At 67.3% G+C, this 17,427-nt stretch carries 16 protein-coding genes; 13 read left to right on the forward strand and 3 right to left on the reverse strand.

Going from position 1 to position 17,427, the window contains the following annotated elements; all coding sequences use genetic code 11:
• The first annotated feature begins 1 nt into the window (after window position 1).
• The 10 genes from ACPTTF_RS23895 (at window position 2) to infA (ending at window position 11,089) form a co-directional block, all read left to right on the forward strand.
• Window positions 2–1,336, forward strand: a complete 1,335-nt coding sequence (locus ACPTTF_RS23895; protein WP_423368479.1) for an acyl-CoA dehydrogenase family protein — start codon at window positions 2–4, stop codon at window positions 1,334–1,336.
• Entirely contained in the window at window positions 1,333–2,535 is a 1,203-nt protein-coding gene (locus ACPTTF_RS23900) for an acyl-CoA dehydrogenase family protein (RefSeq protein ID WP_423368480.1), read from the forward strand. The genes ACPTTF_RS23895 and ACPTTF_RS23900 overlap by 4 nt, the downstream gene beginning before the upstream one ends.
• A complete protein-coding gene (locus tag ACPTTF_RS23905) occupies window positions 2,532–3,332 on the forward strand; it encodes an SDR family oxidoreductase (RefSeq protein ID WP_089447760.1) in 801 nt (266 codons plus the stop codon). Before ACPTTF_RS23900 ends, ACPTTF_RS23905 begins: the two co-directional genes overlap by 4 nt.
• Window positions 3,332–3,817 (forward strand): MaoC family dehydratase, encoded by a 486-nt coding sequence (locus tag ACPTTF_RS23910; RefSeq protein ID WP_423369865.1) that lies wholly within the window; start codon window positions 3,332–3,334, stop codon window positions 3,815–3,817. The genes ACPTTF_RS23905 and ACPTTF_RS23910 overlap by 1 nt, the downstream gene beginning before the upstream one ends.
• Window positions 3,818–3,840: 23 nt before the next feature.
• The gene (locus ACPTTF_RS23915) at window positions 3,841–5,046 is read left to right on the forward strand and encodes an acetyl-CoA C-acyltransferase (protein ID WP_423368481.1); all 1,206 of its coding nucleotides are present in this window, start codon (window positions 3,841–3,843) and stop codon (window positions 5,044–5,046) included.
• A 149-nt stretch (window positions 5,047–5,195) separates the two neighbouring features.
• The gene (locus ACPTTF_RS23920; protein WP_423368482.1) at window positions 5,196–6,155 is read left to right on the forward strand and encodes a WD40/YVTN/BNR-like repeat-containing protein; all 960 of its coding nucleotides are present in this window, start codon (window positions 5,196–5,198) and stop codon (window positions 6,153–6,155) included.
• 105 nt (window positions 6,156–6,260) lie between these two features.
• Window positions 6,261–8,726, forward strand: a complete 2,466-nt coding sequence (locus tag ACPTTF_RS23925) for an efflux RND transporter permease subunit (RefSeq protein WP_423368483.1) — start codon at window positions 6,261–6,263, stop codon at window positions 8,724–8,726.
• A gap of 68 nt (window positions 8,727–8,794) precedes the next feature.
• A complete protein-coding gene (locus ACPTTF_RS23930; protein WP_423368484.1) occupies window positions 8,795–9,874 on the forward strand; it encodes a Rieske 2Fe-2S domain-containing protein in 1,080 nt (359 codons plus the stop codon).
• Window positions 9,875–10,155: 281 nt separating this feature from the next.
• A complete protein-coding gene (locus ACPTTF_RS23935; protein ID WP_006483056.1) occupies window positions 10,156–10,359 on the forward strand; it encodes a cold-shock protein in 204 nt (67 codons plus the stop codon).
• A gap of 466 nt (window positions 10,360–10,825) precedes the next feature.
• Window positions 10,826–11,089 (forward strand): translation initiation factor IF-1, encoded by a 264-nt coding sequence (gene infA, locus ACPTTF_RS23940; RefSeq protein ID WP_166952219.1) that lies wholly within the window; start codon window positions 10,826–10,828, stop codon window positions 11,087–11,089.
• Window positions 11,090–11,258: 169 nt separating this feature from the next.
• Here infA and ACPTTF_RS23945 read toward each other — a convergent pair whose 3' ends face one another.
• Window positions 11,259–12,056: an alpha/beta fold hydrolase gene (locus ACPTTF_RS23945; protein ID WP_423368485.1), complete on the reverse strand. Its 798-nt coding sequence runs from the start codon at window positions 12,054–12,056 to the stop codon at window positions 11,259–11,261.
• A gap of 113 nt (window positions 12,057–12,169) precedes the next feature.
• A complete protein-coding gene (locus ACPTTF_RS23950; RefSeq protein ID WP_423368486.1) occupies window positions 12,170–12,949 on the reverse strand; it encodes an SDR family NAD(P)-dependent oxidoreductase in 780 nt (259 codons plus the stop codon).
• A gap of 167 nt (window positions 12,950–13,116) precedes the next feature.
• Between ACPTTF_RS23950 and ACPTTF_RS23955 the strand changes: the two genes are divergently transcribed.
• The 3 genes from ACPTTF_RS23955 (at window position 13,117) to ACPTTF_RS23965 (ending at window position 15,679) form a co-directional block, all read left to right on the forward strand.
• Window positions 13,117–14,016: an AraC family transcriptional regulator N-terminal domain-containing protein gene (locus ACPTTF_RS23955; RefSeq protein ID WP_423368487.1), complete on the forward strand. Its 900-nt coding sequence runs from the start codon at window positions 13,117–13,119 to the stop codon at window positions 14,014–14,016.
• A gap of 170 nt (window positions 14,017–14,186) precedes the next feature.
• Window positions 14,187–15,434, forward strand: coding sequence for an alkaline phosphatase family protein (locus ACPTTF_RS23960; RefSeq protein ID WP_423368488.1), 1,248 nt, complete (start codon window positions 14,187–14,189; stop codon window positions 15,432–15,434).
• Window positions 15,431–15,679: a hypothetical protein gene (locus tag ACPTTF_RS23965; protein WP_166952234.1), complete on the forward strand. Its 249-nt coding sequence runs from the start codon at window positions 15,431–15,433 to the stop codon at window positions 15,677–15,679. The genes ACPTTF_RS23960 and ACPTTF_RS23965 overlap by 4 nt, the downstream gene beginning before the upstream one ends.
• Before the next feature lie 80 nt (window positions 15,680–15,759).
• Here the strand turns inward: ACPTTF_RS23965 and ACPTTF_RS23970 are convergent, their stop codons facing one another.
• Complete coding sequence (locus ACPTTF_RS23970; RefSeq protein ID WP_423368489.1) at window positions 15,760–17,382, reverse strand: AAA family ATPase; 1,623 nt, start codon at window positions 17,380–17,382, stop codon at window positions 15,760–15,762.
• Window positions 17,383–17,427: the final 45 nt, after the last annotated feature.

The raw sequence follows: 17,427 nt of genomic DNA on the forward strand, positions 1-17,427 counted from the left end.
CATGGATCTGGCGCTCACCGACGAACAGGCGATGATCCGTGACGCGGCCGCCGACGTGCTCGCCGAACGCAGCGCGTCCGCCGACGTGCGCCGCGCGATCGAGCAGTCCGCCGGCCGCGACGATGCGCTGTGGGCCACGCTCGCGGGCGAGCTCGGCTGGAACGCGCTCGCGCTGCCGGAATCGGCAGGCGGGCTCGGGCTCGGTGCGGTCGAACAGACGGTTTTGATGGAACAGCTCGGCCGGCGCGTTGCGTGCGTGCCGTATTTTTCGACCGCGTGCCTCGCGGCGACCGCGCTCGCCGGCTGCGACACGCCTTCGGCGACCGGCTGGCTCGCGAAGATCGCCGAAGGCGCGTGCAGCGCGACGCTGGCCCTGCCGTTCGACTGGCCGTTCGGCGAGCCGGGTGGCACACGGGGCGGCCGGCCATATGGCGGGCCGGGCGCCGATGCGTTCGGCGCATCTTTCGGCGACTCGTTCGACGCCCCGGCCGGGGCGCGAGCGCTTCCGTTCATCGCGGAAGAAACCGCGGCCGGCTTCGCGTTGTCCGGCGTCGCCGCACAAGTGCTCGACGGCGCACGCGCCGACCTGCTGCTGGTTCCGGCGCGGATCGCAAACGAAGGGCAGTCGGTCGGCCTGTTCGCGATCGACATGACCGCCGGCGCAGCCGGCGTGGCGGTGACACCGCTCGATACGCTCGACGCGACGCGGCCGCTCGCGCGGATTGCGCTCGACGACGTGCGCGTGAGCCGCGACGCGCTGATCGCGGGCCGCGACGCCACGGCGATCCTCGAACGTGCCGGCTGGTTCGCCGCGCTCGCGCTGGCCGCCGAACAGCTCGGCGGTGCGCAGCAATGTCTCGACCTGACGCTCGACTACACGACGCAGCGCGTGCAGTTCGGCCGCGCGATCGCGTCGTTCCAGGCCGTCAAGCATCGCTGCGCACAGATGATGGTGCTGATCGAATCGGCGCGCTCGGCTGTGCTCGGCGCGGCGCACGCATGGGATGCGGAAGCGGGCGGTGCGACGCCCGGTGCCGCGCTGTGTGCCGACATTGCCGCCGCGAAAGCCGCCGCGAACGACGCGTATGCGTTCTGCGCACAGGAAGCGATCCAGTTGCACGGCGGTGTCGGCTTTACGTGGGAATACGACCCGCATCTCTACTTCAAGCGCGCACAGGCATCGGGTGCGCAGTTCGGCAGCACGCCGCAACTGCTCGAATGGATCGCGTCCCATGCGATCGACGGCGGCGCATCGCAGCGCGACGAAGCGCTCGCGACGCAGCCGCTTTCTCTGGCAGCGCGCCCATCCGCCGCACGCGCAGGAGCCCTTCAATGAACAGCGAAACGCGTGAACAGCAATTGCGGCACGAAGTGGCCGACTGGGTGCGCTCGCACCTGAGCGGCGACTTCGCGTGCCTGAAATATCGCGGCGGCCCCGGCGACGAGGAAGCGTGGCCCGAGCTGCGCAAGGCGTGGGAACGGGAAATGGCGAAGGGCGGCTGGACCGGGCTCGGCTGGCCGACCAGCGCCGGCGGACGCGGCTTCTCGGTCGCCGAACAGGTGATCTTCCACGAGGAATACGCACGCGCGGGCGGCCCCGGGCGGATGGGCCACATCGGCGAAGGGCTGCTCGGGCCGACGCTCGTCGCGTGCGGCACCGACGACCAGCGCGCGCGTTTCCTGCCCGGCATCCTGGCCGGCACGCAGTTCTGGTGCCAGGGCTATTCGGAGCCGGGCGCGGGTTCCGACCTGGCCAACGTGCGTACGCGTGCCGAACCGGACGCGGACGGCACGTGGCGCGTCTACGGCCAGAAGGTCTGGACGTCGCTCGCACACGATTCCGACTGGATCTTCGTGCTTGCGCGCACCGATCCCGCGTCGAAGGGCAACAAGGGGCTGTCGTTCCTGCTGATGCCGCTCGACCAGCCTGGCATCGAGATCCGTCCGATCAAGCAGCTCAACGGCGGTGCCGAATTCAACGAAGTGTTCTTCGACGGCGCGCGTGCCGATGCGCGCGACCTCGTCGGCGCGCCCGGCGACGGCTGGCGGATCGCGATGACGCTGCTCGGCTTCGAGCGCGGGATGTCGACGCTCGGCCAGCAGATGCAGTTCGTCCGCGAACTCGAATGGGTGATCGACGCTGCGCGCGAATCGGGCGCGGACCGCGACCCCGTGTTGCGCCAGCGGATCGGCCGCGCGTGGGCCGGGCTGCGCGTGATGCGCTACAACGCGCTGCGGATGCTGTCCGACGCGGACGACGCCGATGGCGGGGCCACCGCGCCGCTGCGCCGCGAGGCGCTGATCTACAAGTATTTCTGGTCGAACTGGCACCGCGACCTCGGTCAGCTCGCGATGGACGCGCTTGGGTCCCGCGCGAACGTGATCGATCCGGCCGACGAAAAGCTCACCCATCTGCAGCGCGTATTCCTGTTCTCCCGTGCGGACACGATCTACGCCGGCACCAACGAAATCCAGCTCAACATCATGGCCGAGCGCGGGCTCGGCATGCCCAGAGAACCACGAGGCACAGCATGACCGAACCCCAGATCCAGAAAGCGCCGGCGTACGTGCCGGGCCACCAGCTGCTCGCCGGCAAATCGGTGCTGATAACGGCCGCCGCCGGCGCCGGCATCGGCTTCGCGGCCGCGCGACGTTGCGCGGAAGAAGGCTGCCGCGCGCTGTTCATCTCCGACATCCACGAAAAGCGCCTCGAACAGGCCGTCGAGACGCTGCGCGCGGAAACGGGGCTGCAACAGGTCTACGGCCGCCTGTGCAACGTCGCGGTCGAGGCTGACGTGCAGGCGCTCGTCGCCGAAGCCCAGGACAAGCTCGACGGCGTCGACGTGCTGATCAACAACGCCGGACTCGGCGGATCGACCCGCATCGTCGATATGGACGATGCCGAATGGTCGCGCGTGATCGACATTAGCCTCACCGGGACGTTCCGGATGACGCGCGCGATGCTGCCGCACATGCAGGCCCGAGGCCGCGGCGCGATCGTCAACAACGCATCGGTGCTCGGCTGGCGCGCGCAGGCGGAACAGGCGCACTACGCGGCGGCGAAAGCGGGCGTGATGGCGCTCACGCGCTGCGCGGCGCTCGAGGCGTCGCCGTACGGCGTGCGCATCAACGCGGTCGCACCGAGCATCGCGATGCACGATTTTCTGAAGAAGTCGGCTCCGGCCGACCTGCTGAATCAACTGGCGTCGCGCGAAGCCTTTGGGCGCGCCGCCGAAGTCTGGGAGGTCGCGAACGTGATGGTGTTTCTTGCAAGCGATTACGCGTCGTACATGACGGGCGAAGTGCTGTCGGTCAGCAGCCAGCACGCATGATGAGCACGACCCTCGACCCCGTGCGCGCGGCGCCCCGCGTGTTCGCGCATCCCGGCGAACTCGCGGCGGCCGTTGGCGACACGCTCGGCGCGAGCGCGTGGCTCGCGATCGACCAGATCCGCATCGACGGTTTCGCCGACGCGACGGGCGACCACCAGTGGGTCCACGTCGACCCCGTGCGCGCGAAGGACGGCCCGTTCGGCGCGTGCATCGCGCACGGCTACCTGACGCTGTCGCTCGTCAATTTTTTCCTGCCGCAGATCGTGCGCATCGACGGCGCGCGGCTCGGCGTCAACTACGGCTGCGACAAGATCCGCTTCCCCGCGCCGGTGAAGGTCGGCGCGCGCGTGCGCGGTGTCGGCGAGCTGTTGCGCGTCGAGCCGCTCGAAGGCGGCGTGCAGGCGTGGATACGCGTGACCGTCGAGATCGAAGGCGAAGCGAAGCCCGGCTGTGTGGCCGACACGATCAGCCGCTACTACTTTTAGTTCGAGATTCAGAGAGGCAGCACATGGAAGACGCAGTCATCGTTTCCGTCGCACGCACGCCGATCGGCAAGGCGTTTCGCGGCATGTTCAACGACACCGAGGCGCCCGCGCTGGGCGGCCACGTCGTGCGCACCGCGCTCGAACGCGCGGGCGTCGCGCCGGCCGACGTCGACGACGTGCTGATCGGCTGCGCCGCGCAGCAGGGCACGCAGGGCTACAACATCGGCCGCCTGTCGGCCGCGGCGGCCGGGCTGCCGGCATCGGTGCCCGGCATGGCGATCGACCGCATGTGCTCGTCGGGCCTGATGTCGATCGCGAGCGCCGCGCGCAGCATCGGCGCGGGCGACGCGCGGATCGTCGTCGCGGGCGGCGTCGAGTCGATCTCGCTCACGCAGAACAAGCACAAGAACGCGTATCGCGCGCGTTCGCAGGCCGTGCTCGACCACCAGCCGGCCGCCTACATGGCGATGATGGAAACGGCCGAGATCGTGTCGCGCCGCTACGGGATCTCGCGTGCGGCGCAGGACGAATTCGCGCTGCAGAGCCACCAGCGCACCGCAGACGCGCAGGCGGCCGGCCGCTTCGATGCGGAAATCGCGCCGCTCGACGTGCGGCGCGCGCTGTTCGACAAGGAAGGCAATCCGGCCGGTTACGAGGATGTGAACGCGGCGCGTGACGAAGGCGTGCGCGCCGATACGACGGCCGAACGGCTCGCGGGGCTGAAGCCGTCGTGGAGCGGCGGCAAGGTCGTCGAGCAGGGCGAGTTCGTGACGGCCGGCAATGCGTCGCAACTGTCGGACGGCGCGGCGGCCGTGGTCGTGATGTCGCGCAGCGAGGCGGTACGCCGCGGGCTGACGCCGCTCGGCGTGTTCCGCGGCCTCGCGGTGGCCGGCTGCGAGCCGGACGAGATGGGCATCGGCCCGGTGTTCGCGATTCCGAAGCTGCTGGCGCGCTTCGGCATGACCGTCGGCGACATCGGGCTGTGGGAACTGAACGAGGCGTTCGCGTGCCAGGCGCTGTATTGCCGCGACACGCTCGGCATTCCCGACGAGCGGTTGAACGTCGATGGCGGCGCGATCGCGCTCGGCCATCCGTTCGGGATGTCGGGTACGCGGATGACGATGCACGCGCTGCTCGAAGGCGCGCGGCACGGCGTGCGGCATGCGGTCGTGACGATGTGCATCGGCGGCGGGATGGGTGCCGCCGCGCTGTTCGAAGTCGGCGCGTAGCGGTACGCGGACAGGCCGCACCGCACATGCGGCCATCCAGTCAGGAACATTCGAGGCCGCGGCCATGACCGGCGGCCCGGAGACTTGCAGGCGACGGTTGTCGGCGCGCACGCGCAAACGGCCATCGAACGCAGAAACAGGAGACAAGCATGAAACGAACCTTGCCCGGACTCGCGATGTCGGCGCTCGTGCTCGGCGCCGCGCTGTTCGCGTTTTCGCCGCGCCCGCTGCCGGCGTTCCCGGTCACCGCGATCCATGCGGACCGGCTGCAGATCAACGGGCTCGCCCGGGCCGGCGCGCGCATCGTCGCGGTCGGCGAACGCGGCGTGATCCTGCTGAGCGACGACGCGGGCGCGCACTGGCGGCCGGCAACGGTCACACCCGACCAGGCATCGACGCTCACGCAGGTGCGCTTCATCACGCCGACGCTCGGGATCGCGGTCGGCCACGACGGCCGGATCGTCCGCAGCGACGACGCCGGCATGCACTGGCGTGAAGTGCACATGGACCATGAACATTCCGATCCGCTGCTGTCCGTATGGGGCACGGCGGACGGCCCGCTGTTCGCGGCCGGCAGCTTCGGCCAGTTGCTGCGCTCGGATGACGCGGGCCTGAACTGGCAGACCGTGAAGACGCCGGCCGGCGACCGTCACCTGAACGCGATCGTCGGCGACGGCCACGGCAACCTGCTGGTCGCGGGCGAGAGCGGCACGCTGCTGCGCTCGACCGACAACGGCGCCACGTGGGACAAGCTGCCGTCGCCGTACGCCGGTTCGCTGTTCGGCGCGCTGATGCTCGCCAACGGCGACTGGGTCGCGTACGGGATGCGCGGCAACGTGGTGCGCAGCACCGATCGCGGCGCGACCTGGACGCATGTCGACAGCCACGTGCCGGTGTCGTATTTCGGCGCGACCCAGCTTACTGACGGCGAACTCGTGCTGGTCGGCCAGGGCGGCGCGATCGTCGCGTCGCGCGACGGCGGGCTGACCTTCGACGTGCGCAAGCTCGGCGGCGTGCAGAGCCTCGCTGCCGTGCTCGACATGGGCCACGGCGCGCTGCTGCTCGGCGGCGAGGCCGGCGTCGCGCCGCTCGCCGCGTCGCCGTCCTGATGCACGGCCACGGCGGCTTTCACAGCCGCCGGCATCCGTCCGTCACGCCGCACCCATCCGCATCGTCAGCATCGTCCGTATCGTCAGCACCGACACGAGAAACCCATGAACGACCTGTCACGTCCCCCTGAAGCCGCCGCCGCGTCGCGTCTCGCCGCGTTCGTCGAGCGCTGCGCCAACACGATCATTCGCCAGCGCAAGCTGCTGATGCTGCTGTGCGTCGCGGTGACGCTCGCGCTCGGCTTGTCGGCCACGCGCCTGAAGCTCGATCCGGGCTTCAACAAGATGATCCCGATGCAGCACCCGTACATGCAGGTGTTCGAGCGCTACGCGGGCGCGTTCCCCGGCGCGAACACGATCCTCGTGAGCCTGCGCTGGAAGGGCGACGGCGACATCTACAACCAGACGTTCATGGACGCGCTGCGCCATGCGACCGACGACGTCTTCTTCATCCCCGGCGTGAACCGCTCGCGCGTGTTCTCGCTGTTCACGCCGAACGTCCACTACACCGAGGTGACCGAGGCCGGCTTCCGCGGCGACGTGGTCGTGCCCGGCCAGTTCTCGAGCGCGAACCCGGACGATCTCGCGAAGGTGCGCCGCAACGTCGCGCGTTCCGGGCAGATTGGCCGCCTCGTCGGCAACGACCTGAAATCGGCACTGATCCGCGCGGAACTGCGCGAGACCGACCCGGCCACCGGCAAGCGGCTCGACTACAGCGCGGTCGCGCGCCAGCTCGAGGAGATCCGCGCGAAGTACGCGAAGCAGGGCATCGACGTGAACATCATCGGCTTCGCGAAGCTGGTCGGCGACGTCGAGAACGGCATCTCGGGCGTGATGGCGTTCTTCGCGCTCGCGTTCCTCGTGACGGCCGCGCTGCTGTTCGCGTACACGCGCTCGCTGAAGACCACCGTGCTCGCGCTCGTCGTCGCGCTGCTGCCGGTCGTGTGGCTGCTCGGCGCGCTGCCGCTGCTCGGGCTCGGCATCGACCCGATGTCGATCCTCGTGCCGTTCCTGATTTTCTCGATCGGCGTGTCGCACGCAGTGCAGATGACCAACGCGTGGAAGCAGGCGCTGGTGCGCGGCGCGTCGTCGGTCGACGCCGCGCGCGACGCGTTCCGCAAGCTGTTCGTGCCGGGCACCGTCGCGCTGCTGACCAACGCGCTCGGCTTCATGGTGATCATGCGGATCAGGATCGACATCGTGCGCGAGCTCGGCATCACCGCGTGCCTCGGCGTACTGCTGATGATCGTGACGAACAAGGTGTTCCTGCCGATCCTGTTGTCGTACACGCGCCTCGAACGTGGCACGCTGGCGCGCGCGCAGCGCACGGCGGCGGCCGGCGGCAGCCGGATGTGGTCGCGCTTCGCGGTGTTCGCACGGCCCGCGCCGGCGCTCGGCGTGTTCGCGGTGGCGCTCGCGCTGCTCGCGTACGGCACGCTCGAATCGCGCAAGCTGGAAATCGGCGACATCGGCACCGGCGCGCCGGAGCTGCGCGCGAACTCGCGCTACAACATCGACAACGCGGCGATCACGCACCAGTACAACATCGGCGTGGACGTGCTGTCGGTGATCGTCGAGACGACCGGCTTCGACGACGCGTGCCTGCATTACCCGGTGATGAGCGCGATCGAGAAGTTCGAGATGGCCATGCGTGGCGTGGCCGGCGTGCAGTCGGTGACGAGCGTGTCGTCGCAGGGCAAGGTGTTCATCGCCGCGTTCAACGAGGGCAATCCGCGCTGGGCGGCGCTGCCGCGCTCCAGCGACGGGCTCACGCAAGGGTCCAACGCGTTCGACCCCGACAACGGGATGAACACCGCGAACTGCAAGGCGATCCAGGTGCTGATCTACACGAAGAACCACGAAGGCACGACCATCGCGCACATCGTCGACGAGATCAAGCGCTTTGCCGCCGAGAACCCGACGCCGAACGTCGCGTTCCGCCTCGCGGGCGGCAACGTCGGCGTGATGGCGGCGACCAACGAGGCCGTCGGCGACGCGGAGATCGCGATGCTGCTGTCGATCTTCGGCGCGATCGCGCTGCTCTGCGCGGTCACGTTCCGCTCGTGGCGCGCGGTGCTGTGCATCATCGTGCCGCTCACGCTCGTGTCGATCCTGTGCAATGCGGTGATGGCGCGTCTCGGCATCGGGCTGAAGGTCGCGACGCTGCCGGTGATCACGCTCGGCGTGGGCGTGGGCGTCGACTACGGGATCTACCTGTACGAGCGCCTGCAGCACGACATCCGCCACGGCGCGACGCTGCCGGACGCATTCGCTGACGCGATGCGCCAGCGCGGCACGGCGGCGCTGTTCACGGCCGTCACGATGTTCATCGGCGTCGGCACGTGGGCATTCTCCGCGCTGAAGTTCCAGGTCGACATGGGCGTGCTGCTCGCGTTCATGTTCCTCGTGAACCTGTTCGGCGCGGTGTTCCTGCTGCCCGCGCTCGCCGCGTGGCTCGGCGTCGAGCGCGCCGAGCGCCGCGTGCAGCAGGCGCACGCGCAGCCGTCGCCGGCGGCCCCGGCAACGCTGAAGCCGTCGCCCGCGCTCGAACCCGGCAACCCGATGCGCTGAACGGCGCGCCCCATTTCCCCCGCGCGCGGCCGGCCGCCGCGCGCTCTCCACCAGAGGAGTCAACCCACATGTCCGCACGCCCCTACAAGATCGAAGCCCAGCCGCTTGCGCAGCGCTATGCGCGCGGCTGGCACTGCCTCGGGCTCGCCCGCGACTACAAGGACGGCAAGCCGCACACGCTGAACGTCTTCGGCCGCAAGCTCGCCGCGTTCGCCGATTCGACCGGCAAGGTCAACGTCGTCGACGCGTATTGCCCGCACATGGGCGCCGACCTGAGCCTCGGCACGGTGCAGGGCGACAACCTCGTGTGCCCGTTCCACGGCTGGGCGTGGAGCGGCGAAGGGCAGTGCGCATCGATTCCTTACTGCAAGCGCATTCCGCCGAAGGCACGCATCGGCGCATGGCCGACTTGCGAGGAAAACAACCTGCTGTTCGTGTGGAACGACCCGGAAGGCAACGCACCGCCACCCGACGTCGCGATTCCGCGTCTCGACGTGTGCTTCTCCGACGAATGGTCGGACTGGGTCGTCGACAAGATGGTGATCCAGGCCAACTGCCGCGAGCTGGTCGACAACATCTCGGACGTCGCGCACTTCGCGACCGTGCACCGCGCGCCGATCGACTATTTTGCGAACCTGTTCGAGGACCACAAGGCGACGCAGCTGATGGTCGGCCGCAGCGAGAAGCTCGGCGGCGACGCCCTGACCGCGCTGTCGACGTATTTCGGGCCGGCCGTGCACATCACGCAGATGACGGGGCAGAGCGGCGGCCAGCCGATCCACTCGGTGCTGCTGAACTGCCACGTGCCGATCGACATGAACAGCTTCGAGCTGCGTTACGGCGTGATCGTGAAGAAGGTGGCCGGGCTGTCCGACGAGCAGAACCTGGAGATCGCGAACGCGTACGTGAAGGAAGCGCAGCGCGCGTTCTACGAGGACGTCGACATCTGGCACAGCAAGACGCGGATCGACAACCCGCTGCTGTGCGAAGGCGACGGGCCGCTGTACCAGATGCGCGACTGGTATTCGCAGTTCTACTTGGACGTGGCCGACGTGCGGCCGACGAGCGTCGCGCGTAAGGCATTCGAAATGCGGATTCGCGAAGGCGGCGCGCCGCCGGCGCTGCATCACGTGTTCGAGCCGCAGTAAAAACCGGTGGGCCGGCCAAAAAAAGGGGCGTATCGAAATTCACCTCATCGGCCGGCAACACCCGCTGCATAAGGCGCACGGGGCGGGCGTGCTGGTGCGTCGCATCAAAATAACTTGACGAAACGGCTGCTCCCGCGTAGTGTCCATGACCGAAGTATTCAAGAAGTTCGATTGCTCATCATTGGCCGCACTCCGTGCGGCAGTCGTTGGTCTCTCCCTCTTTGATTCTTTCTGTGCCCGTCGTGGGCGCATGTTCAATTATTTGTATTAAGGAAGTTTTTGTGGATACCGGTACCGTCAAGTGGTTCAACGAAACCAAGGGCTTTGGTTTCATCTCCCCGGACAACGGCGGCGACGATCTGTTCGCCCATTTCTCGGAAATTCGCGGCACGGGCTTCAAGACCCTGGCCGAAGGCCAGAAGGTCAGCTTCGAAGTGAAGCGCGGCCCGAAGGGTCTGCAAGCGTCGAACATCACGCCGCAGTAAGCCGCATCGGCATCGGCCGCCAGTCGGTGGCCGCTGCCGGATGGAGTTTCGCGCGAGGCGCCGCTTTGGCGGCGCCAGCGCGTTCCGATGCGCACGACCGATGCATCGCGACATTCACGATGCATCGGTCGTGACGCCTCCCTCCCGCATGCCTGAACGGCGTGCGACGTAACGTCCTCGTAAGGCGCTCGCCGCTTCGCGAGCGCATCACCGCTTCAACGCATCAACCCGAGCAGGCCGCCGCCATGTTGTAGCCGGCGCGGTCCCGACTTGCGCGGCGCTCATTGCGCCGCCGCCACCGACCGCCCGAACGCCGCAACGCGCCGGGCTCCGATCGCAAGACAGGCCCGAGGCCCGTCTGAACGAACCGATCCCCGGCAGCCTGCCGGCCGCCGTCCCGTTGTGGGAAACGGCGCCCGGAAGATCGCCGCGGCCGCGGTCTATCACCTTGTCTGGAGGAATTGGTTTGGCAAAAGAAGAACTGCTGGAACTCGACGGGATCGTCGACGAAGTGCTGCCGGACAGCAAATATCGCGTCACGCTGGAAAACGGCGTGGTGGTGGGCGCGTACGCGTCGGGCCGCATGCGCAAGAACCACATCCGCATTCTCGCGGGTGACCGCGTGACGCTGGAACTGTCGATGTACGACCTGACCAAGGGCCGTATCAACTTCCGGCACAAGGACGCGAATTCGCCGCGTCCGCAGCGCACCGGCGGGCCGCGCCGTTAAGCGGCAAGGATCGGCGCACAACCGCGTGCGCCGATCGACTCCCGTCCGGCCCACGCGGCCGGACGAACCGGATGGACGACCCGCTGCGTGCCGTTCACCGGCCGCCGGCGGCTTCGTCATGCCGCAGCGGCCCACACCGCCTTCACCGGCCGCCGCGCGTGTGTAACGCTCAGGCAGCCGCGTCCCGCAGGAAATCCTCGACGATCATCGCGAAATACGGCGGGCTCTCCTGCATCGGGTAATGCCCGCAGTTCGGTATCACCGCGAGCCTTGCGTTCGGGTGCCACGACAGGAACGTCGTCTGCATCGCCGCTTCGTCGAGCCCCGGATCCTTGTCGCCGACGATCACCAGGAAGCGCGTGTCGAGCCCGCGGATATCATCGACGAACTCCGTTCCGGTCAGCATGTCGAGATACGCGAGCCGGCAGCCCGGTGCCACGCGCTCGCGGTTCTGCTGCAATTTCAGGTCGGCCCAGCGCGCCGACAATCCACCCGTCACGAATCGCACCAGCCGGCGAAACGCATCGTCGTCGACGGTCGTGCTCGCGAAGAACGCACGCGCGTCGTCGTTCAGGCGGTTGCCGGCCGCCGACACCGGGCACACGGCGATCGCGCTCTTGATGCGGGAGGGCGCGTCGGCGGCGAGCCGTTGTGTCGCCATGCCGGTCATCGAATGGCCGATCACGTGAAAGCGCTGCCAGCCGAGACGATCCGCGAGCGCCAGACAGTCGGCCGAGATCTCGTCGACGGTACAGGCGCCGCCCAGATGGATGGATTCGCCGTAGCCGCGCAGGTCGACGAACACGTACGTGAATGCCGCTTCGTCGAGATACGGCAGCAGCGCCGTGTAGTTCGTATGGTCGCCGAGCCAGTCGTGCATGACCATCACGCATTCGGGGCCCGTGCCGTGCTGCAGGTAGCTGAGGCCGCTGTTCGGGCCGGAGGCGAGGGTGTCGATACGGTTCATTTCAAGGGGTTTCCTTTTGGTTGGGGAACCAAAACGAAACGCCCTCCCGGCGGACCGGGAGGGCGTCTTGAAAGTGCATCGATCGTATCGAACGGATCGGCGAAAGTCAACGCTCAGAGCGCCATCCCGCCCGACACCTCGATGCGCTGCCCGTTGACCCAGCGGTTGTCGTCCGACAGCAGCGCCGCGATCATCGCGCCGATGTCGTCGGGCTCGCCCACTCGGCCGAGCGCCGTCCATTCCGCGACGCGCCGATTGACCTCCGGGTTGTCGCGCACCATCCCGCCGCTGAAATCGGTTGCCACCGCGCCCGGCGCGACGACGTTCACCGCAATGCGGCGCGGGCCGAGCTCCTTGGCCAGATAGCGCGTCAGCACCTCGACCGCCCCCTTCATCGACCCGTACGCCGCGCTGCCCGGCACGGCGACGCGCGTGAGGCCCGACGACACGTTCACGATGCGGCCGCCGTCGCGGATCAGCGGCAGCAGCGCCTGGGTGAGGAAGAACACGCCCTTGAAGTGCACGCGATAGAGCGCGTCGAGATCCGCTTCGGTCGTTTCGGCGATCGGCGCGTGATGCGAGGTGCCCGCGTTGTTGACGAGGAAGTCGAACCGGTCGGCGCCCCAGCCTGAAAGCGCTTCGCGGAGCTGTGCGGCAAAGGGAGTGAACGTGGTGCTGTCGCCGGCGTCGAGCGGCAGCGCGATCGCTGCCTGCCCGGCTTCGGTGGTCAACGCGACCACGTGATCGGCCTCGGCGCGGTTCGAGTGATACGTGAAGATCGAGCGCACGCCGCGCTGCGCGAGATGAAGCACCGTATTGCGGCCAAGCCCGCGGCTGCCGCCGGTGACGACGGCGATTTTCGGGGTTGAACGGGGAGAGTGTGCTGCTGTCATGCTGGGCTCCTGATTGAAGTCGGTGACGGACAGCGGCAAGCGTACGGCGGCCGCCGCGGCGGCTGAATGCCGGAACCGGCCGGGTTCTTGCCTGATCCTGCCCGGCCGCCCCGGGAGGCGCCGCGCCGCGTGTACCATCCGGGCATCGGGATACGGAGGGGGGCTGCATGTCGGACGAACTGGTCGAGCGTGTCGCACGCCTGACGGGCGTGCAGGGCGAAGACAGCCCGTTCGCGACGGCGATCGACGGGCTGATCCTGCTGCGCGCCAATCGCGAGAAACTGCCCGCGCCGCTGATCATGAAACCGGCGCTGTGCGTCGTCGTGCAGGGCGCGAAGTGGACGACGTTCGGCGGGCGGCGCTACGACTACGGGCCTGGCCGCGCGCTCGTCGTCAGCGTCGAGATGCCGGCGACGAGCCGTGTCGTCAAGGCGAGCGAAACCGAACCGTTCCTCGGCATCGTGCTCGAATTCGATCTCGCGATGATGCGCGACGTGCTCGAGCGTCTCGACGCGCCGCCGCCGCAACCGGCCGGCACGATCGGCCATGGCGTGTGCGTGACCGATTTCGGCGGGCCGCTCGCCGATTGCGTGCTGCGGATGATGCGGCTGCTCGATACGCCGGCGGCGATTCCGGTTGTCGCGCCGCTCGTGATGCGGGAAATCTGCTACTGGCTGCTCGCCGGCCCGCACGGCGGCGAAGTCTCGCGCGTCGTGTTCGCCAACGGCCATGCACAGCGTGTCGTCGCGGCGATCCATGCGCTGCGCGGCCAGTTTGCCGAGGCGATCCGCGTCGAGGAGCTCGCCGCCGTCGCGCAGATGAGCCCGTCGGCGTTTCACCGCCAATTCAAGGCGCTCACGTCGATGACGCCGCTGCAGTATCAGAAGCAGTTGCGCCTGCTGGAAGCGCGGCACCTGATGGTGACGGGCGTGGCGAACGCGGAAACGGCCGCGTATCGCGTCGGCTACGAAAGCGCGTCGCAGTTCAGCCGCGAATACGCGCGGATGTTCGGTGCGCCGCCGCGGCGCGATGTCGTCACGCTGAAAACCGCATCGGCCGACGGCTGAACCGGCATGCGCCGACGCGTTTCGTATGACGCTTTACGCGCGGGGTGGCGCGGTCGTACACTCGTCGGCAATTCGCGGCCCGCGTGGGTGGCTTTCAATCCCTTCAGTGGCTTTCAGCGGGCCAACGACCGTGCCAGCAGGACTTTCGTCGCGCGACGCCAGGAGGCGCCATGAGTGCAGACGCAGCCCCCGCAGCCCCGTCGGTTCAGGCGCGCATCCAGCACGTGTTCGTGCTGATGCTCGAGAACCGTTCCTTCGATCACCTGTTCGCGCTGTCGGGCTACCCCGACATCGTCGCCGCCTCGCCGGGTAACAGCAACGCGTATGGCGGCGCGGTCTATCCGTTCGGCGGCGGCGCGCCTGACCAGATGCCGACCGATCCGTGCCACGAATTCACCGACGTGCTCGAGCAGCTCTGCGGCGCGGGCGTGCCGTTCGTGACAGGGCAGGCCTATCCGCCAGTCGGCAATACCGGGTTCGTGTCGAACTACGCGACGTCGCATTCCGAAGGCACGCCGCCGCAGCCGGCCGATGCGGGCAAGATCATGCAGGGCGTCGACATCGCGACGCAGGCGCCGTCGCTGTATGCGCTCGCGAATGCGTTCGTGCTGTGCGACGCGTGGCATGCGTCGATGCCCGGGCCGACCTGGCCGAATCGCTTCTTCCTGCACGGTGCGTCGTCGGCCGGGCTCGACCATTCGCCGACCAAGGAAGAAATGGGCGGGTGGGACGCGTTCGACGGCTTTCCCTACCCGAAGGGTTCGATCTTCGCCGCGCTCGGCGACGACAACTGGCGCATCTACCAGGACCAGACGGGCAATCCGCTCGGCCAGGTGCCGCAGGTCGCGTCGCTGAAGGGCATCAGCTTCTTCGACATCGACGACCTCGCGCATTTCGAGGCCGATCTCGCGGCCGGCTATACGGCGCGCTATACGTTCATCGAGCCCGGTTACGGCGACATCGTGCACGGCACCTACGAGAACGGCAGCTCGCAACATCCGATGGATGGCCTCGCGGGCGGCGACCAGCTCGCCGCGCGTGTGTACAACGCGATCCGCAATTCGCCGGTGTGGAACAGCAGCCTGCTCGTGATCTGCTACGACGAACACGGCGGCTTCTACGATTCGGTCCGGCCGGGCGCCGCGCCGCGGCCGAACGACGGCGCGGCGGCGACGCTGAACGCGAGCGGCTTCGGGTTCGACGTGTACGGCGTGCGGGTGCCGGCGATCGTGATTTCGCCGTGGGTCGCGGCCGGGCAGGTCGACCATACGCCGTACGATCACGCGTCGGTCGCCGCGACGCTCGAGCGGCTGTTCGGCATGGCGCCGCTGACCGACCGCGACCGTCTCGCCAACGACCTGCTGGCGCTCGTCACCCCGACGTGCCGCAGCGACTGCCCGCAAAGGATCGGATCATGAGTACGACACCGGCCCCCGACCCGCGCGATGCGCTGCCCGTGCGCGACGGCACGAGCCTGATCGCGTTCCTGCACATCCTGAAGAAAGCGCATGCGGCGCTGGTCGGCCATGACAAGGCCCATCAACGCTTCAGCGAGATCGTGACGCGCGGGCAGGCGCGGCAGTACATCGAGGAGCTGATGCCGTCGCTGCTGCAGGCGCGCGAAGCGCATCGGCGGCGCAGGCATGGCGGGAAGCATCGATGACGGGTATGGCGGTGCGTGGTGGGGGCGCCTGATGTGCAATGAGTATCGGGTTGATCGCCAGCAAGCCCGATCTCCGAGGACTAGCGCGACCACCCCTCAATGACGGAATACAGGCGCTCCAGTTGCGCAAGCAAGTCCGTGCCGACAACGCAGTCGTCGAGCGTGCTGGAGGTTCGAATATATTTCTGCGCGAGAGATACTTTTTGCCGGGTTGTCGAGATCACGCCTCGCTCGTCGATCGAAAAATACCGATCGAAGAACGGCCTGGGGAGGTAGCCTTCGATCGTGTACTTTTCGGTCACCCAGACTGCGGTGCCCGGACGATTGAGGAGTTCGTCGATGACACGACCTTTCGCGCTGGCGGCACGGCTGCATCGCAATCGGTCGTCCGTGTCGGTCTCGAAGTTTAGATCGCGATCAATGACGATTGCGCAATGCCGGTTCATCCGGAGCATCGCGATGAATTCGCCGGTGTCCTTTCCGCTGAAATGCGCAAGGGATGCCCCGCCGTAGAGGGAGAACGAATAGTCGACGTTCTCGATCGGCATGACCTTGCCATTTGCTTTGCACCACAGCGCCAGCCAGTGTTTGATGTACAGGCGGTCGGATGCGCCCTCTACCCAGACTATGCCGTTGCTTTGCGAGATGTCCGACGCCTTGATGCCGAGCTGATCGAGCATCCCGATCGAGTCCGAGTATTCGACGATTTCTTCCGACACCGCGGCGAATACCTTGGCCGTACTTTTCCAGACGTTCACTTGCTGGAAGACCGGCGAGTGTGTCGCGATGAACAGTTGCAGATTCCTGTCGCGCACGACGCGATCGATCTCGTGCGCAAGGTGTCGCTGCAATGTCGGGTGCAGGTGGGTTTCGGGTTCTTCGATCAGGCAGACCGATCCGCTATCCGCCTGCTCCAGCCAGTCGACGATCGATACGAGTCGCCTCCAGCCGGCCGGCAGCGAATGAAAATGGACGTGGTTGCTTTGACGGACATCATCCGACAGCCAGATATCCAGCCTGCCGTCGCGATGCAGGCCGAAGGGATTGACCCGCGTGTAGGACAGGGTCGACTTGAAGATGTGTTCTTCATCGCTGCGGACGACGGTGGACGAAGACAGAATGCCCGGCAGATGTTCGGCGGCCCGGTTGAGGATCTTGCAAACCGATTCCAGATTTGGCTCGACGGATTCACGCCAGTAACGGATGTTGCACCGAATCGTCGACGTGAGCGCGCGAATCCGATCCCGCGATGCATCGTCGAGGCCGACTTTGCTGACGTTCCTTTTGATGAAGGTGCTTCGCTGGTCAGGTTTGCGATAGAGCAGTTCCAGGCACTGGATATCAAGTTCGTCACGGCCGTTGACGAGGATATCGTCCGCATTCTCTGCGTCTGCAATCCGGGTGGAAATGGCGCGGCCGTAATACGCGCTGTCGTCGCTGAATACGATTTCGAACGCCGATACGGCGTTACCAATCAGGTTTTCTCTGGGCAGACTCGTCAGTCGATCGGGACTGCGGATCGAATCGATCAGATCGATCAATGTCGATTTTCCGCCACCGTTGCCGCCGATCAGGATGTTGACGCTTGCGAACCAGCAGGGCTCCCGTGATCGAATCCAGTCCAGAAAAGGATCGTCGCCGAAGCTGCGAAAGGCATTGAGCCGGCGTAGACCGCAAAATGCGATACGAGTGATATGCGCCATCGGCAGGTAGATTGATCGAAGAGGGTCAGGGGACGGCACTTCACC

Origin of the sequence: Burkholderia crassaminum (assembly GCF_964265005.1) — a bacterium.
GTDB lineage: Bacteria > Pseudomonadota > Gammaproteobacteria > Burkholderiales > Burkholderiaceae > Burkholderia.